Genomic DNA, 15,816 nt, shown 5'->3' with positions numbered 1-15,816 from the left:
GCGCGGGGTTTACCGCGCTATGGTTTTTGCACCCTTGAGATGCCCTAATCTCTTTCGATTCCCATTTGCCTGTTTGCGGGCCGCTCTTTCCAACTGTTTTGCTCATCTCTTTAATCAGTTTAGCACGCAATTTACATTCATTCAATATGTGGTAACCATTTAACACATTTTCTTTTGTGGCCAATACCGCCTAATAGGACTCAGGGCAGTATTTTCATATGTTCCAATAAAAAATGGGGGGATTCTCCACAGGCCAGCCATCAAGCTGGCTTTTCTATTTCAAAACGAGGGAGGTTTTTAAGTGGCTGACGATAAAAAGAATATTCCCGACGCTGGGACGATAGACGAGCCTCCCAAGCCGGGAACGGTGGAGCCCGTCAAAGCTGATCCCCCTGTGCAGGGTCGGCCAGCTCCGGTCAAAATGAAGGGCCCCAAAGATAAGGATACTCCAGCTCCATTTGAAGAGAGTGCACCGTAGCCGGGCAAGGACGAGAAGTAGACTACGATCCCCGGCGTGGGAGATTATTTCTCCGCTGGAAAGGCAGTGGATTTTACCCTTGTTGGAGATAGGGCAGCCAAGGGAAGATAACCCACGGGAAAAGATCCTGGCCAAACCTCGCAGGAGCCGTCTGGCCAGGACTGACTGTGCGTCCCTTGAATCAAAAAAGGGCGCTCCTCTTCACAGAGGAGCGCCCTTCCTGTGGTCAGACAGAAAATCTGACTGTGGTATTTATGTGGTCAATTTTTGAGGCCACTTTTTTGATCCGGAATTTCATAACAAAAAGCAAGAAAAATCCGCCATTTTCTCACGAAAATAGCGGATTTTTGGTCCGAGTGGCGGGATTTGAACCCACGGCCTCTTGGACCCGAACCAAGCGCGATACCAAGCTTCGCCACACCCGGAAATGTGTTACCGAATATTCATTATAGTGGTTTCCAAGCACAATGTCAAGCACGGTTTTATCCATTTCACAGCGGTGCGAAATTTATGTTGTAGGAGGGCAAAGGTGATGATATAATAATCTATCGTCACATTTCTTTCATTTTTCTATCCAAGAACTGGAGGAGATCTGCCCTATGTGTGGAATCGTTGGATATATCGGCAGGGAAGAGGCGGCGCCCATCCTGCTGGACGGCCTGGAGCGGCTGGAGTACCGCGGCTATGACTCAGCAGGCCTGGCGGTCTATTCTGAAACAGATGGTCTGAAAGTAGTCAAGGCGAAGGGAAGACTGAAGGTGCTCTCCGACATCGTGGAGGGCGGCAAAGCCATCCACGGCACCGTGGGACTGGGCCACACCCGCTGGGCCACCCACGGCGAGCCCTCCGACATCAACTCCCATCCTCAGGTCAGTACCTCCGGGCGTATTGCGGTGGTCCATAACGGAATCATTGAGAACTATGCCCAGATCAAGGAGTTCCTGGAGTCTAAGGGTGTTACCTTTGTGTCCCAGACCGACACCGAAGTTGTGGCCCAGCTTCTGGAGTACTACTATCGGGGCGACATCATGGAGGCTGTCACCAAAGTGCTCCACCGCATCGAGGGCGCCTACGCTCTGGGTATCATCTGTGCCGACTGCCCCGACCGCCTCATCGCCGCCCGGAAGGACAGCCCCCTGATCCTGGGTTTGGGGGAGGGTTTCCACTTCCTGGCCAGTGACGTCACCGCCGTCATCAAATACACCCGGGACGTCTACTACCTGGACGACGGGGAGATTGCCGTTCTCACCCGGGACGGTATCCAGGTCTACAACCATCCCTACCTCCAGCCGGTGCAGAAGGAGCTCCACCACGTGGACTGGGAGATCTCCGCCGCCGAGAAGGGAGGCTATGAGCACTTCATGGCCAAGGAGATCATGGAGCAGCCCAAGGCCTTCCGGGACACCGTTTTCCCCCGCATCCAGAACGGCCGGGTGGTGCTGGACGAGCTGGAGATCACCAGCGAGCAACTCCGTAATACGGACAAGATCTACATCATCGCCTGCGGTTCCTCCTACCATGTGGGCATGGTGGCCAAGTATATCATGGAGCGCATCCTACGCAAACCGGTGGAGGTCACCCTGGCCTCGGAGTTCCGTTACTGTGACCCTCTGGTGAGCGAGCGCACCCTGTGCATCGTCATCAGCCAGTCCGGTGAGACTATCGACACCCTGGCCGCCATGCGGGAGGCCAAGCGCCTGGGGGCGCGGGTGCTGTCCATCGTCAATGTGGTGGGCTCTACCATCGCCCGGGAGTCGGACGACGTGCTCTACACCTGGGCCGGCCCGGAGATCGCCGTGGCCACCACCAAGGCCTACTCCACCCAGCTGGCAGTGATCTATCTCATCACCCTGCGCTTTGCCGAGCTCCTGGGCACAGTGAGCGAGGAGACCTATCAGGAGATCGTTGCCGAGCTCCTCACCATCCCCACCAAGATGGAGGCGGTGCTGGCCCACCGGGAGGCCATCCAGTATTACGCCTCCATCTACTTCAACCACGAGTCCATCTTCTTCATCGGCCGGAACATCGACTACGCCATCGGCCTGGAGGGCTCTCTGAAGCTGAAGGAGATCTCCTACATCCACTCCGAGGCCTACGCCGCCGGTGAGCTCAAGCACGGCACCATCTCCCTCATCGAGGACGGAACCTTGGTGGTGGCCCTGGCCAGCCGGGTGCAGCTCTTCGACAAGCTCATGAGCAACGTGGTGGAGGTAAAGTCCCGGGGCGCCGATGTGCTGGGCCTCACCGTGGAATCCAAGGCCAAGGAGATGGAGCGGACGGCAGACCATGTGATCACCGTGCCGGACACCCACCCCATGCTGCTGCCCAGCCTGGATGTGATCCCTATGCAGCTGTTTGCCTACTATGTGGCCCTCATGCGGGGCTGTGACATCGATAAGCCCCGGAACCTGGCCAAGTCGGTGACGGTGGAATAAGGAGAATGCATTTGAAGAGACTGATCCCTCTGGTCCTGGCTCTTGCCCTGACCCTTACGCTGGCCGCCTGCGGCGGAAAAACCGCTGAGACCAGCCCTGTCCCCACCGAAAGCGGCGCCGAAGCGGTGACCATCCACTACGGTATCTCCAACGCCTGGGATGCCCTGATGCCCTACAACAGCGTTTCCGGCAGCAACTACGCCCGGATGGTCTATGACAAGATCTATGACCGGTTGGCCTATGTCCACGCCGACGGTACCCTGTCCCCCAGGGCGGCCAAGAGCTGGGAGGGGAGTGAGGACGGCTATACCGCCCTCTTCCACCTGGATGAGAAGGCCGCCTTCCACGATGGGACGCCGGTGACGGCAGAGCACTGGGTAGAGACCTTCACCCTTATGACCGATCCGGCCTGCCCGGTGCTGGGCCGGGGGAACTTCTCCGTGTTCACCGGGACCGACGGGGACGGCTGCCGGGTGGAGGGGGAGACCTTCGGCGTGGAGGCCACAGACGACTACACCCTGAAGTTCACCTTCAAGAGCCCCACCACGCCGGAGGACTTTCTGCTGGACAAGAACCGGGAGTTCTATGTGCTGCCCACCCATCTGCTGGAGGGGGCCGACCCGGCCTCCCTCATGGAGCTGGACCTCTGGAAAGCCCCGGTGGGCTCCGGGCCCTGCAAGTTCGTGGAGGAGGTACCCGGCAGTCAGATTACGCTGGCGGCCAACAAGGACTACCAGCTGGGCGCCCCCGGCTTCGACTACCTGGTCATGGCGGTGATGGATAAGTCTAACCTCCTCACCGCCCTCATCGCCGGCGACCTGGACTATTACGCCATCGGCGGCAGCGTGACGGCAGAAAACGCCCCCCTGGCGGAGAGCAGCGGCCTGTCGGTGCTGGAGGGGACGGTGCCCAACACCTTCTTTGAGCTGATGCTCAACGGGGAGAGTATCCCCGACGCCCGGGTCCGCCGGGCCATCGAGCTGGCTCTTGATAAGGAGTTGCTGTGTGAGCAGTCCACCCACGGCCTGGGTGCGGTGACGGGAAGCAGCATCAGCCCCAAGAGCCCCTATGCCGACGCCGCCGTGCCGGCGGGGGAGCGGGATGTGGAGGCGGCCAAGGCCCTGTTGACCGAGGCGGGGTACGACGGCCGGAGCTACACCCTGGTATGCACCTCCAACCGGTCCGGTCTGGCCGCTCTCATGCAGCAGAACCTAGCGGAAGCCGGGATCAACGTCACCATCGAGACGGTGGACTCGGCGGCCATGTTTGCCGGCATGTCTGAGGGCACCTACGATATGGGCATCGCCAGCCATACCCCCGGTGCCCTGCCCCTGTGGTTCACTGAGAGCCGCCTCTCCGCCACCAACAACCTCTTCCACGTGGCCGACCTGAGCCCCTATACCGACCGCATCCAGGCCATCCGGGCGGAGGCCGACCCCGACGAGCGCCTGGCCCTGATGGCCGAACTGGATGAATACCTGGCCCAGGAGCGGCCCTTCATCCCCCTGTGGTTCGGCACCGCCCTCCACGTCCAGTCGCCCACGGTGGCCAACATCGACTATCCCTCTGCCAGCTTCTCCAACGAGAACGTGTGGGAGTGGGTAAAGGAATAAACGTTTACAGCAATCAGAGAAAGACCTCCGTAAGGGGACCCCGGCTCCGGGGTCCCCTGTGCCCTGACCGGGCCGGAAGTGCAGGAGGAAGCACAATGGCACAGTATATCCGCAGGCGGCTCATCACCGCCATCCCAGTTTTCTTCGGTATCACCATCCTTGTTTTTCTGCTGGTGGACCTGGCCCCGGGGGACCTGACGGACCTCATGGGGGAGGGTTCGGCCAGCACCACAGAGCAGACGGCCATGGCGGCCGCCTTTGGACTGGATCAGCCCCTGCCGGCCCGGTATGTCACGTGGCTGGCGGGGCTTTTCCACGGCGACCTGGGCCGCTCCTACCACTACGGACAGGACGTCTCCGCCCTCATCGCCCAGCGGATCGGACCCTCCCTCATCCTTACCGGTACCGGCGTGGTGCTGGCGGTGGCCATCGCCGTTCCCCTGGGGGTGCTGGCGGCCTGGAAGCCCAAGGGGCTGTGGGACCGGCTGGCCCACCTCTTCACCATCTCCGGCTCGGCGGTGCCGGGCTTTTTCCTGGCCCTGGTGGCCATCTTCCTCTTTTCTGTCCGGTTGGGGTGGCTGCCCTCGTCCGGCATGTACCGGACGGCGGGCGGGGGGGACCTCCTCGATCTGCTCCGGCATCTGATCCTGCCCGCCGGGATCATCGGGGTGAGCAACGCGGGGAGCATCCTCCGCCAGACCCAGAGCGCCTGCCTGGAGGTCATGGGGGAGGACTACATCATGACCGCCCGGGCCAAGGGCCTGCGGGAGGGAGCCGTGGTGGTCCGCCACGCCCTGCGCAGCGCCCTCATCCCGGTGCTCACCAGCATTCTGACCCACATCCCTCACATCATCGGGGGCTCGGTGGTGGTGGAGCGGATCTTTGGCTGGCCCGGTATGGGCAGCCTCATGTTCTCCGCCGTCGGCGACCGGGACTACAACGTGGTCATGGGGGTCACGGTGGTCATGGCCCTGGCGGTACTGCTGACCAGCCTACTGCTGGATGTGGTCTACGGCTTTGTGGACCCGAGGGTGCGCTATGGGGGGCGGTAAGCGGGTGTGGCGCCGCCTGCGGTCGGACCGGCGGGCGGTAGTCTGTATGGTCATTCTGGCCGTGGAGGTCCTGGGCGTGCTGCTCCTGCCGCCCCTGCTGGGACTGGAGCCCAACGTCACCGACCGGGCGGCCGGCTTCTGGGCGGCCCCCTCGGCGGAGCACTGGCTGGGCACCGACGACGTGGGCCGGGACGTGCTGGCCCGGCTCATCTGCGGGGGACGGATCTCCCTGCTGGTGGGCTTTGCCTCGGCGGCCATCAATCTGGCGGTGGGTGTCCCCTTGGGCCTGCTGGCCGGCTACCGCCGGGGGAAGTGGGAGTTCTGGATCATGCGCCTGGCCGATGTGTTCCAGTCCTTTCCCAGCATCGTGCTCATCCTGTGTCTGGTGACCCTGGTGGGGGCGTCGGTGCTCAACCTGGTGCTGGTCATCGGCCTGCTGGGCTGGCCGGGCATCGCCCGGCTGGTCTATGGCAACGTGCTCTCGGTGCGGGAGAAAGAGTACATCCTGGCCGTCCGGGCCCTGGGCGCCCGGACGGGGACCATTCTGGTCCGGAACGTGCTGCCCAACGTGGTGGCGCCGGTGTGGGCGGCCCTGGGCCAGCGGGTGGGCCGGGCCATTCTGTCCGAGTCCAGCCTCAGCTTCCTGGGGGTGGGCATCCGGGCGCCCCAGGCCTCCTGGGGCAACCTGATGCAGAGCGCAACCAGTCTGGCCGTCCTCACGGGGCGGCCCTGGGTGTGGCTGCCGCCGGGCCTCCTCATCATCCTGACGGTGGTCTGCCTGCAGATCCTGGGCAATGCCCTGCGGGACGCCATGGACCCCAGGTGGGGCACCAGAGGAAATTAAATAGAACAGCGGATCTCAAAAGCGTGCGGCGTTGAGCCGCACGCTTTTTGCGTCTGGAAAAGATTTTGGACGGGCAGTCATAGGGTTGGACGACCCCTCATAGAATGGAACATCTGCAAAGGAGAGGGGTGCTGGAAGTCATGTTGGTACCCAGAATGGAAACGGCCGCGGAGCGGTTTTCCCAGGCGGCGGCGCTGCTGCCCTGGGAGTTGCGGCAGGGGGCGGAGCGGCTGACGGAGGGGGACAAGTCCCGGGCGGAGGAGCTGCGGCTCCGGGCGGGGCGGCCCCCTACGGCGGTGCTGCCGGAGGGGGAGATCCCGCTGCCGGGCTGCGGAGAGCGGATCGTGACCGGAGAGGACCTCCGCACGGTGCTGGAGGTGGCCACCCAGGCCTCCGCCCACGCCGTGCTGGACCGGGTCCGGGACGGCTTTGTGACGGTCCGGGGCGGACACCGGGTGGGCCTGTGCGGCAGCGCGGTGTGCGAAAACGGCGTGATCCGCACCATGGGGACCCTGTCGTCCCTCTCCATCCGGGTGGCCCGGGAGGTGCCCGGCGCGGCGGCGGGGGTGCGCCCCCTGCTGCGGGGCGGCGGCGCCGTGGGCGGCACCGTGATCCTCTCCCCGCCGGGTGGGGGCAAGACCACCTTTCTCCGGGATCTCATCCGCCGCCTCTCCGACGGGGTGGAGGGCCCGCCCCTGCGGGTGGGGGTGGCCGATGAGCGGGGGGAGCTGGCCGCTATGTATGACGGCCTGCCCATGAACGACCTGGGGGCGCATACCGACGTGCTGGACGGCTGTCCCAAGGCCGCCGCCCTGGTCATGTTGCTGCGGGCCATGAACCCCCAGGTGCTGGCGGCGGACGAGGTGGCCGGCGCGGAGGATGCTGCCGCCCTGGAGGAGGCGGCGGGCTGCGGGGTGGCCCTGCTGTGCACCGCCCACGCCGCCGGGCCGGAGGACCTCCTGCGCCGCCCCGTCTTCCGGCGGCTGGTCCGCCGGGGTGTCCTGTCCCAGGCAGTGGTGCTGACGGGGCGGGGCAGGGACCGCCGCTGGACCCTGGTGCCGCTGGAGGGGGGAGGGCCGTGCTGAAGCTGGTGGGTGCCCTGCTGCTGACGGCGGGGGCGTCCGCGCTGGGGCTGTGCGCTGCCGGCCAACTGCGGGACCGGGTGAAGGCCCTGCGCTCCCTGGTTGGGGGATTGGAGATTCTGGGCCGGGAGCTCTCCTTCCGGCGCACCGCCATGCCGGAGCTCATGGAGCGGACGGCCCGCCAGGCCGGAACCCCGGCCCGCTACCTCTTTTCCCGCTGCCGGGATCACCTGGAGGAGCTGGGGGAGCGGACCTTTGACCAGATTTGGAGCCAGGCGGTGGAGGAGGAGCCGGAGCTGCTGCTGGCGGAGCCGGAGCGGGCGGTGCTACGGGAGCTGGGCCAGGTGCTTGGACGCTACGATGCCGGCGACCAGCTGGCCGCCCTGGAACGGGCGGAGCGGGAACTTGCGGCCTGCCTGGACCGGGCCGAGGAGGACCGGCGGCGGCTGGGCCGGGTCTACACCGCCCTGGGGGTGGGCTCCGGGGCTATGCTGGCCATTTTGCTGCTGTGACAGGCGGCGTTCTATCACGATAGGAGCGGGGAAGTGGAAGGACCATGAATGTTGACCTCATTTTCAAAATTGCCGCCATCGGCATCCTGGTGTCCGTGCTCAATCAGGTGCTCACCCGGTCGGGCCGGGACGAGCAGGCCACCATGACCACCCTGGCGGGGCTGGTGGTGGTGCTCATGATGGTGGTCCAGGAGATCAGCGACCTCTTCACGCTGGTCAAGGACCTCTTCGGGCTGTGACGGGCCATGCCGGATATGCTGAGACTGGCCGCCATCGCGGTGACAGCGGCCCTGTGCGCCGCGGTGGTCCGCAAGGGGGCGGCCGAGCTGGGACTGGTGCTGGCCATTGCGGCGGGCGCCATCCTGCTCAGCGCCTCCCTGGACGCCCTCTCGGAGGTGCGGGACCTCATGGACCTGCTCTCCGATACGGCGGGCCTCTCCCCGGCGGTGGTGGCCCCGGTGGTCAAGACCACCGGCATCGCCATTCTCACCCGGCTGGCGGCCGAGCTGTGCCGGGATGCCAAGGAGAGCGGCATCGCCGCCTTTGTGGAGACGGCGGGGGCGGCCTGCGCCCTGTGTGCCGCACTGCCCCTGCTGGAGACGGTGCTCACCATGGTGACGGAACTGCTGTGAAAAGGGACGTGGATGGAAATGAAACGGATGTGTATGCTGCTGCTCTGCCTCCTGCTGACCTTCACCGCGGCATCGGCGGCGTCGGAGGAGCTTTTGGCGGAGCAGTCGGAGGCCCTGGGGCTGGACGGGCTCTCGGACGCCGCCGGGGAGTATGGTCCGGGGACCGACGTGGCCGGGGTGGACCTGGATGACGGGCTCCGGGGCATTCTGGAGGAGGGACAGGCCGCCGCAGGCGGGGTGATCCGCAAAGCGGTGCGCAGCGGCGTCCTGCTGCTGGCGGTGGTGCTCCTGGCCTCTCTCGCCCAGGGAACCTGGGAGACGGCGGGGGAGGGGGTGGGCCTTCCGGTGGTGCCCATGGCGGCGGCGGCCGCCATCACCGTCATCGCCGTCAGTGACGCCAACTCCCTCATCGGCATGGGCCGGGAGACTCTGGAGCGGATGGAGACCTTTGGACAGATCCTGCTGCCCACCATGGCGGCGGCCACCGCGCTGGGAGGCTCACCCGGCGGCGCGGCGGCCCGGCAGTTTGCCGCCATGCTTTTTTCTGATCTGCTCCTCACCGTCATCAGCGGCTTTCTGCTGCCCATGACCTACGGCTATATCGCCGCCTGCGCCGCCTGCGCGGCGGTGGGCAACGAGGGCCTCAAGCGCCTGGCCGGGGTGCTGAAGTGGGTGGTGACCACGGTGCTCACCATCCTGCTCCTCACCTATGTGGGCTACCTCACCGTCAGCGGTGTGGTGGCCGGTACCGCCGATGCGGTGGCTGTGAAGGCAGCCCGCTTTACGGTGTCCAGCATGGTGCCGGTGGTGGGCGGCATCCTCTCCGACGCAGCGGAGACCGTGCTGGCCGGGGCGGGGGTGCTGAAAAACGCGGTGGGGGTCTTTGGGATGCTGACCATCCTGTCCATCTGTCTGGTGCCCTTCCTCCAGCTGGGCATCCATTACCTGACCTATAAGCTCACCGGCGCCCTGGCGGCCACCGTGGCCGACGGCAGGGTGGCCGGGCTCATCGACCAGATCGGCAGCGCCTTCGGGCTGGTGCTGGGGATGACGGGGGCCTCCGCCCTGCTGCTCCTGGTGTCCATGGTGTCGGCGGTCTCTATGTCGTCGCCATGATGGAGCTGCTGCGTCAATGGCTCACCGGGGTCACCTGCGCCGCCATCATCGTGGCCCTGGCGGACAGCCTCATGGCCGGGGGAACGGTGCGGAAGATCGGCCGTCTGGCCGGCGGCCTGCTGCTGCTGGCGGCGGTGGTGAAGCCGGTGTTGGAAGTAGATCTGGCTGCCCTGTCCGCCTCCACTATGCGGCTGGAGGTAGAGTCAGTCCCAGCGGCGGAGGAAGCGGGACTGGACATGATGAAATCCATCATAGGAGAGGAGACCGGCGCATATATTCTGGACAAGGCGACAGAGCTGGGAATCTCCTGCCGGGAGGTCCGTGTCACCTGCGCCGTAGAGGAAAACGGGGTGCCCTATCCAGTGTCGGTGGTGGTGCTGGGGGACATGACCCAGGAGGAGCAGGAACTGCTGTCCCGGCGGATCGAGGCCGATCTGGCCATCCCGGTGGAGCGGCAGACCTATAAGAGCGGAGGCGAGGAAGGATGATAGGGGCGGAACAGGTCGCTGCGGCGGTCAAAAAGCTGACAACTGCCCTGGAGAAGTATAAATTCATTCTGCTGATCCTGTTGGCGGGGCTACTGCTTTTGCTTTTGCCGACCTCACCGGGCGGGGGAGTGCAGAGCGCCGACACAGAGTCCCAAAGCGCAGCGGAGATCGTCTTTTCCGTCTCCGAGCTGGAGGAGAAACTGGAGACCACCCTCTCGAAGATCGACGGGGCGGGGGAGGTGACGGTGGCCCTCACACTGCGTACCGGTGCCCGACAGGTCCTGGCCCAGGATGTGGCGGTGTCGGACCGGGACGGGGACAGCTCGGAGGAGCGGACCACTGTAGTGATCTCCGGCGGGTCCGGCCGGGAGGAGGCGGTGGCTCTGCAGCAGCTGGCCCCCCAGTTCCAGGGAGCGGTGGTGGTCTGTCCCGGCGGGGACGACCCTACGGTTCAGCTGCGGCTGGCGGAGGCGGTGTCCGACCTCACCGGCCTGGGCGCCGATAAGATCTCGATCTGTAAAGGTAAGTAAGGAGGAGACGTCAGGATGAAACTTTGGAAACGGAACGCGGTGGTGGCCGCCATCGTACTCTTCGTATGCGCGGCGGTCTATCTCAACTGGTCCTACAGCCAGGAGGGCATGGAGGGCTCCACCGACACGGGGAAGGTGCTGGGAGAGGCGGCCCTAGTGGGTGGCCAGGCGGAGGACCCGCTGCTTGCCGAGACAGCGCCGGTGTCCACCGTGTCCGGCGACGAGGAGGCTGCGGCATCGGGGGAGAACTCGAGCAGCTACTTCGACAGTGCCCGCCTCAACCGGCAGCAGGCCAGGGACAGCGCTCTGTCGCTCCTCCAGGAGGCGGCGGCCGATGAGAAGGCCGACCAGGCCTCCGTGGACCAGGCCAATGAGGCCATCCAGTCCATGGCCGCCTTTACCCTGGCCGAGGCCAACATCGAGAATCTGGTCACTGCCAAGGGGTACGCCGATTGCGTGGCCTTCCTCAGTGAGGACAGCATCAGTGTGGTGGTCTCCAACAACGCCCAACCCCTTTCCCAGACGGATACGGCCAAGATCAGCGAGATCGTCATGGAGGAGACCGGACTCTCCGCCAGCCAGATCAAGATTATCGAGGCCAGCTGAACCACAAAGGGCGGATGCGCAGGCATCCGCCCTTTTCTAAAAATCAGATTGTAAATCCGCGACCGTTGTGGTAAAATACACTCAAATCGTAAAAGGAGCGTGACCACTGTGGGAGAAGGTAAGGAATATGTTTCCCGGTCCGACGAGCTGGGAAGCATCCATATATCGGAAGAAGTCCTGGCGGTGATCGCTGCCGCCGCCGTACTGGAGGTGGAGGGCATCGGAGGTCTAGCTGCCAACCTGGGCACCGATCTGGCCGAGCTGCTGGGCAAGAAGAATCTGAGCCGCGGCATTCATATCCAGGTGGAGGATGGAAATGTCACGGTGGATCTGAGTATCCTGGTGAAGTATGGCTACACCATCCCCGACGTGGCCCGGGCGGTGCAGGAAGCAGTCGCCGGAAGCGTCGAAGCTACAAGCGGCCTGACGGTCGCCGCTGTCAACGTGAACGTGGGCGGCGTGGTCTTTGAGAAAGAGCCCAAAAAGGCTCCGTAAATTGTATTGCCCTCAAAGAGCATTGAGCCATCTCCGGTATGCGCTCAATGCTCTTTTTGCCGCTTTGGGCGGGAAATTAGGGGTTTATTTTCCGTAGAAAACTGTATATAATGAATATACATCATATTCATCAGAATCAGAAAGAGAATTTTGGGAGGAACCGACCATGATCAGGAGCAACGCCCGGGAGATCGCAGTCCATCTGGCCTTTGCGCTGGGCTTTTCCAACGAGAGCGCAGACGAGCTGCTCAAAGAATCTCTGACCCGAGAGAACTTCCAGCAGCTCAGTGAGGAGGATCCTCTGTACCAGGAGTTCCCCAACGAGAAGCAGCGCCAGTACATCCAGGCCCTGGTGAAGGGGGTCTACGAGCACGGCGCTGAGCTGGACGGCTACATCTCCAAATACGCCATCGGCTGGTCCTTTTCCCGGATTTCCCGCATGGCGGCGGCGGTGATGCGGGTGGCCATGTATGAGATCCTGTATATGCCCGACATCCCCCCGGCGGCGGCCATCAACGAGGCCGTGGAGCTCTCCAAGCACTACGAGACCCAGGAGACCGCCTCCTTTATCAACGGCATCCTGGGCGCCTTTGTTCGGGGCGAGCTGCCCCCGGAGCGGGCTGACGCTCCCGTCCAGCCGCAGATGGAGGACGAGCAGTGACCGCCAAGCGCTGCCTGGGGCTGGACACCAGCAACTACACCACCTCCACGGCCCTCTTTGACGGCGCGGACGGCTACCAGCTGGGCCGCCTGCTGGACGTGGAGTCGGGGAGCCTGGGCCTCCGCCAGAGCGACGCCCTCTTCCAGCATGTGAAGCGCCTGCCCGAGCTCTTCGACCGGCTCCGGGCGGAGGGACGGCTGGAGGGGATTGCCGCCGTGGGGGCCAGCATCAAACCCAGATGGGTGGAGGGCTCCTATATGCCCTGCTTCCTGGCGGGGGAGACCGCCGGGCGCATCCTGGCGGACACCCTGGGGGTGCCCTTCTTCCCCTGCGCCCACCAGCAGGGGCACATCGCCGCCGTGGCCTGGGGGGCCGGGCGGCTGGAGCTGCTGGACAAGCCCCTTTTGGCTTGGCATCTCTCCGGCGGTACCACCGAGCTGCTGTACGTGGAGCCGGACGGGACCGGGGTCCTGCCCCGGAAGATCGGCGGCACCAGCGACATCTCCGCCGGGCAGCTCATTGACCGCACCGGTGTGGCCCTGGGTCTGGACTTCCCGGCGGGGAAGGCCCTGGACGCCCTGAGCCGGGAGGGAAAGCCGGTCCCTGGCTTCGCCGTAAAGCTTAATAACCTTACATTTTCTCTCTCCGGTATGGAGAACAAGGTAAAGGACATGGCGGTGTCCGGAGCGCCCGCGGCCGATGTGGCCCGGTTCGCCGTGGCCACCGTGGCCCGGACCATCCGCCGGGTTACCGACCGGGCCCTGGAGCGGTATCCCGGCCTGCCGGTGCTGTGCTCCGGCGGCGTGGCCTCCAACAGCCTGCTGCGGGATGTCCTGTCTGACGCCGTGTTCGCCCCGCCGGTCTGCTCCGCCGACAACGCCCTGGGGGTGGCGGTGCTGACCCACCGGGCCCTGACCATGGGAGGCGCCAGATGAACGGTGAGCGTCAGATCTATACCGTCAGCCAGGTCAACGGCTACCTGAAGGAGCTGCTAGACCGGGACGGCTTCCTCAGCGGCGTCTTCGTCCGGGGAGAGATCTCCAATTACAAGACCTACCCCTCCGGACACCATTATTTTTCCATGAAGGACGAGGGCGGCGCCATCCGGTGCGTCATGTTCCGCCGGGAGGCCTCCCGCCTGCGGTTCCGGCCGGAAAATGGCATGAAGGTCATCGCCTTTGGCCGGGTTGCTGTCTTTCCCCGGGACGGACAGTATCAGCTCTACTGCGCCGAGCTCTCCCCCGACGGGGTGGGAGACCTCCACGTGGCCTTTGAACAGTGCAAGGAAAAGCTCTACCGGGAGGGGCTCTTCGACCCCGCCCACAAAAAGCCCCTTCCCAGGTACCCCGAGCGCATCGCCCTGGTGACCTCCCCGGTGGGGGCGGCGGTGCGGGACATGCTCCGCATCCTGAAAGCCCGCTGGCCTGTGGCCGAGGTGCTGCTGCTGCCGGTGCGGGTCCAGGGGGCGGAGGCCGCCCGGGAGATCGCCGGTGCCATCCGCTACGCCAGTGCTCACCGGCTGGCCGATATCCTCATCACCGGCCGGGGCGGCGGGTCCATGGAGGACCTGTGGTGCTTCAATGATGAGAATGTGGCTCGGGCCATCTATGACTGTACCATCCCGGTGATCTCCGCCGTAGGCCACGAGCCCGATGTGACCATCGTCGATTTTGTGGCTGATCTGCGGGCGGCCACCCCCTCCAATGCCGCCGAGCTGGCCGTCCCTGACCAAAGCGAGGTGGCGGCGGAGCTGGCCCACCGGAGACAACGCATGACCGCCCTGCTAGAGGGTAGGCTAGACCGGAGCCGCCGGGATCTGGCCCGATTGGGAACTTGCCGGTCCCTGCGGGACCCTATAGCCGCCATTCAGGACCGCCGGATGCTTCTAGACTACCAGAGCCGGCGGCTGGCCCACGGGCTCACAGGTGCCATGGCCGGAAAGCGGGAGCGCTTTGCCCGGTTGGCAGCCACCCTGGATGCCCTGAGCCCTCTGAAGGTGCTGGGCCGGGGCTACAGCCTGGCCAGGACCGGAGCGGGGGAGATTCTCTCCTCCGTGGATCAGGTCCAGACAGAAGATAGTTTCACCCTGCGTCTCTCCGACGGCACACTGGATTGCCGCGTGGAGGAGAAGAGGAGGCAGTAATGGCAGAAAAAAAGAAGACCTTTGAGGAGGCCATGTCTCGCCTGGATGAGATCGTGACCCGCCTGGAGAAGGGGGACGCTCCACTGGAGGAGTCCCTGAAGCTCTTTGAGGAGGGGACCAAGCTCATGAAGCAGTGCTCCGGCCTGCTGGACAAGGCCGAGCAGAAGGTGCAGCAGCTCACCGCCGGCGCTGACGGGACACCCGTTGAGACGCCTTTTATGACGGAGGGGGAGTGAGTCCATGGAGGAAAAAGCTCACCTGAAGGAGATCCAGGGCCAGGTGGAGGCCACTCTGCGGAACTGTTTCCGGGGCCGGGAGCCCAGAGGGGACATTTACGACGCCATGGAGTACAGTCTTCTGGCCGGAGGCAAGCGGGTCCGACCGGTACTTACCCTGGAGACCTGCCGTATGTGCGGCGGCGATCCGGCACTGGCTATGCCCTTTGCCTGCGCGGTGGAGATGGTCCATACCTATTCCCTGATCCACGATGACCTGCCCTGCATGGATGATGATGATCTGCGTCGGGGCAAGCCCACCAACCACAAAATCTACGGAGAGGCCACCGCTGTGCTGGCGGGGGATGGATTACTGACTGCCGCCTTTGAGACGGCTCTGGCAGCGGACGGACAGTTGCCGCCCCAGCGGGTGGTGGAGGCTGCCGCCTGCTTGGCCCGTGCAGCGGGTGCCCAGGGTATGGTGGGTGGTCAGGTGTTGGACATGGCCGCCGAGGGGCGGGCTGTGTCCCGCAGTGATGTGGAGCAACTCCAGAAGCTGAAAACAGGCGCCCTCCTCAGCGCCGCCGCCGAGATGGGATGCATTGTGGCCGGCGGGTCGGAGGAAGAGCGGATGGCGGTCCGCCGCTACGCACAGAAGCTGGGCCTGGCCTTCCAGGTCCGGGACGATATGCTGGATGTGGAGGGGGATCAAGCCACGCTGGGCAAGCCGGTGGGCTCCGATCAGGCCAATGAGAAAACCACCTTTGTGACCTTGCTGGGGATTGACGGCTGCAGGTCTCTGGTGGAAAAGCTGACCGAAGAGGCGGTAGAAGCCCTGTCGCCCTTTGGAGAGGAGAAAGCGGGCTTCCTTTGCTGGCTCACCCGAGAGCTGGCCGGACGGGAGAACTGATAGC

General features: G+C 64.5%; 19 protein-coding genes and 1 tRNA gene. 18 read left to right on the top strand and 2 right to left on the bottom strand.

Features of this window, described 5'->3' with window-relative positions:
• Both ACTNBK_RS05865 and ACTNBK_RS05860 read right to left on the bottom strand, forming a co-directional pair.
• Positions 1-184, bottom strand: a 184-nt coding sequence (locus tag ACTNBK_RS05865; RefSeq protein ID WP_441144439.1) for a hypothetical protein, incomplete at its 3' end; no start/stop codon positions are given.
• Between the two features lie 642 nt (positions 185-826).
• Positions 827-903 (bottom strand) — tRNA-Pro (locus tag ACTNBK_RS05860).
• A 174-nt stretch (positions 904-1,077) separates the two neighbouring features.
• On the opposite strand from ACTNBK_RS05860, the gene glmS reads away from it, so the two are divergent.
• From glmS to ACTNBK_RS05770, 18 genes are all read left to right on the top strand, one after another.
• Entirely contained in the window at positions 1,078-2,913 is a 1,836-nt protein-coding gene (glmS, locus tag ACTNBK_RS05855; RefSeq protein WP_441144438.1) for a glutamine--fructose-6-phosphate transaminase (isomerizing), read from the top strand.
• Between the two features lie 5 nt (positions 2,914-2,918).
• Positions 2,919-4,526 carry an ABC transporter substrate-binding protein gene (locus tag ACTNBK_RS05850; protein ID WP_441144436.1) on the top strand — a complete coding sequence of 536 codons (1,608 nt, stop codon included), beginning with the start codon at positions 2,919-2,921 and terminating at the stop codon, positions 4,524-4,526.
• Between the two features lie 95 nt (positions 4,527-4,621).
• Positions 4,622-5,578, top strand: coding sequence for an ABC transporter permease (locus ACTNBK_RS05845; RefSeq protein ID WP_441144435.1), 957 nt, complete (start codon positions 4,622-4,624; stop codon positions 5,576-5,578).
• On the top strand, positions 5,565-6,422 hold the full coding sequence (locus tag ACTNBK_RS05840; protein WP_441144433.1) for an ABC transporter permease: 858 nt from the start codon (positions 5,565-5,567) through the stop codon (positions 6,420-6,422). The genes ACTNBK_RS05845 and ACTNBK_RS05840 overlap by 14 nt, the downstream gene beginning before the upstream one ends.
• A 140-nt stretch (positions 6,423-6,562) precedes the next feature.
• Entirely contained in the window at positions 6,563-7,507 is a 945-nt protein-coding gene (locus tag ACTNBK_RS05835) for a stage III sporulation protein AB (protein ID WP_441144431.1), read from the top strand.
• Positions 7,501-8,016, top strand: a complete 516-nt coding sequence (locus ACTNBK_RS05830; protein WP_441144429.1) for a stage III sporulation protein AB — start codon at positions 7,501-7,503, stop codon at positions 8,014-8,016. The genes ACTNBK_RS05835 and ACTNBK_RS05830 overlap by 7 nt, the downstream gene beginning before the upstream one ends.
• 44 nt (positions 8,017-8,060) lie before the next feature.
• Positions 8,061-8,255 (top strand): stage III sporulation protein AC, encoded by a 195-nt coding sequence (gene spoIIIAC, locus ACTNBK_RS05825; protein WP_441144427.1) that lies wholly within the window; start codon positions 8,061-8,063, stop codon positions 8,253-8,255.
• 6 nt (positions 8,256-8,261) lie between these two features.
• Positions 8,262-8,648: a SpoIIIAC/SpoIIIAD family protein gene (locus tag ACTNBK_RS05820; RefSeq protein WP_441144425.1), complete on the top strand. Its 387-nt coding sequence runs from the start codon at positions 8,262-8,264 to the stop codon at positions 8,646-8,648.
• An 18-nt stretch (positions 8,649-8,666) separates the two neighbouring features.
• Positions 8,667-9,764: a stage III sporulation protein AE gene (locus tag ACTNBK_RS05815; RefSeq protein WP_441144423.1), complete on the top strand. Its 1,098-nt coding sequence runs from the start codon at positions 8,667-8,669 to the stop codon at positions 9,762-9,764.
• Positions 9,761-10,252 (top strand): stage III sporulation protein AF, encoded by a 492-nt coding sequence (locus ACTNBK_RS05810; RefSeq protein ID WP_441144421.1) that lies wholly within the window; start codon positions 9,761-9,763, stop codon positions 10,250-10,252. The genes ACTNBK_RS05815 and ACTNBK_RS05810 overlap by 4 nt, the downstream gene beginning before the upstream one ends.
• A complete protein-coding gene (locus ACTNBK_RS05805; RefSeq protein ID WP_441144419.1) occupies positions 10,249-10,782 on the top strand; it encodes a stage III sporulation protein AG in 534 nt (177 codons plus the stop codon). The genes ACTNBK_RS05810 and ACTNBK_RS05805 overlap by 4 nt, the downstream gene beginning before the upstream one ends.
• Positions 10,783-10,797: 15 nt before the next feature.
• Entirely contained in the window at positions 10,798-11,388 is a 591-nt protein-coding gene (locus tag ACTNBK_RS05800) for a SpoIIIAH-like family protein (RefSeq protein ID WP_441144417.1), read from the top strand.
• A 108-nt stretch (positions 11,389-11,496) separates the two neighbouring features.
• Complete coding sequence (locus tag ACTNBK_RS05795) at positions 11,497-11,883, top strand: Asp23/Gls24 family envelope stress response protein (protein WP_130849889.1); 387 nt, start codon at positions 11,497-11,499, stop codon at positions 11,881-11,883.
• A 166-nt stretch (positions 11,884-12,049) separates the two neighbouring features.
• Complete coding sequence (nusB, locus tag ACTNBK_RS05790) at positions 12,050-12,544, top strand: transcription antitermination factor NusB (RefSeq protein ID WP_441144415.1); 495 nt, start codon at positions 12,050-12,052, stop codon at positions 12,542-12,544.
• Positions 12,541-13,479 (top strand): DNA-binding protein, encoded by a 939-nt coding sequence (locus tag ACTNBK_RS05785; RefSeq protein ID WP_441144413.1) that lies wholly within the window; start codon positions 12,541-12,543, stop codon positions 13,477-13,479. Before nusB ends, ACTNBK_RS05785 begins: the two co-directional genes overlap by 4 nt.
• Complete coding sequence (xseA, locus tag ACTNBK_RS05780; protein WP_441144411.1) at positions 13,476-14,687, top strand: exodeoxyribonuclease VII large subunit; 1,212 nt, start codon at positions 13,476-13,478, stop codon at positions 14,685-14,687. The genes ACTNBK_RS05785 and xseA overlap by 4 nt, the downstream gene beginning before the upstream one ends.
• The gene (xseB, locus tag ACTNBK_RS05775) at positions 14,687-14,923 is read left to right on the top strand and encodes an exodeoxyribonuclease VII small subunit (protein WP_441144409.1); all 237 of its coding nucleotides are present in this window, start codon (positions 14,687-14,689) and stop codon (positions 14,921-14,923) included. The genes xseA and xseB overlap by 1 nt, the downstream gene beginning before the upstream one ends.
• 4 nt (positions 14,924-14,927) lie before the next feature.
• Positions 14,928-15,812, top strand: a complete 885-nt coding sequence (locus tag ACTNBK_RS05770; RefSeq protein ID WP_441144407.1) for a polyprenyl synthetase family protein — start codon at positions 14,928-14,930, stop codon at positions 15,810-15,812.
• The last annotated feature ends 4 nt before the right edge of the window (positions 15,813-15,816 follow it).

This window comes from Intestinimonas sp. HCP28S3_D6, from assembly GCF_052065695.1.
Classification (GTDB): domain Bacteria; phylum Bacillota; class Clostridia; order Oscillospirales; family Oscillospiraceae; genus Intestinimonas.
This window is presented reverse-complemented; position numbering and strand designations above follow the sequence as displayed.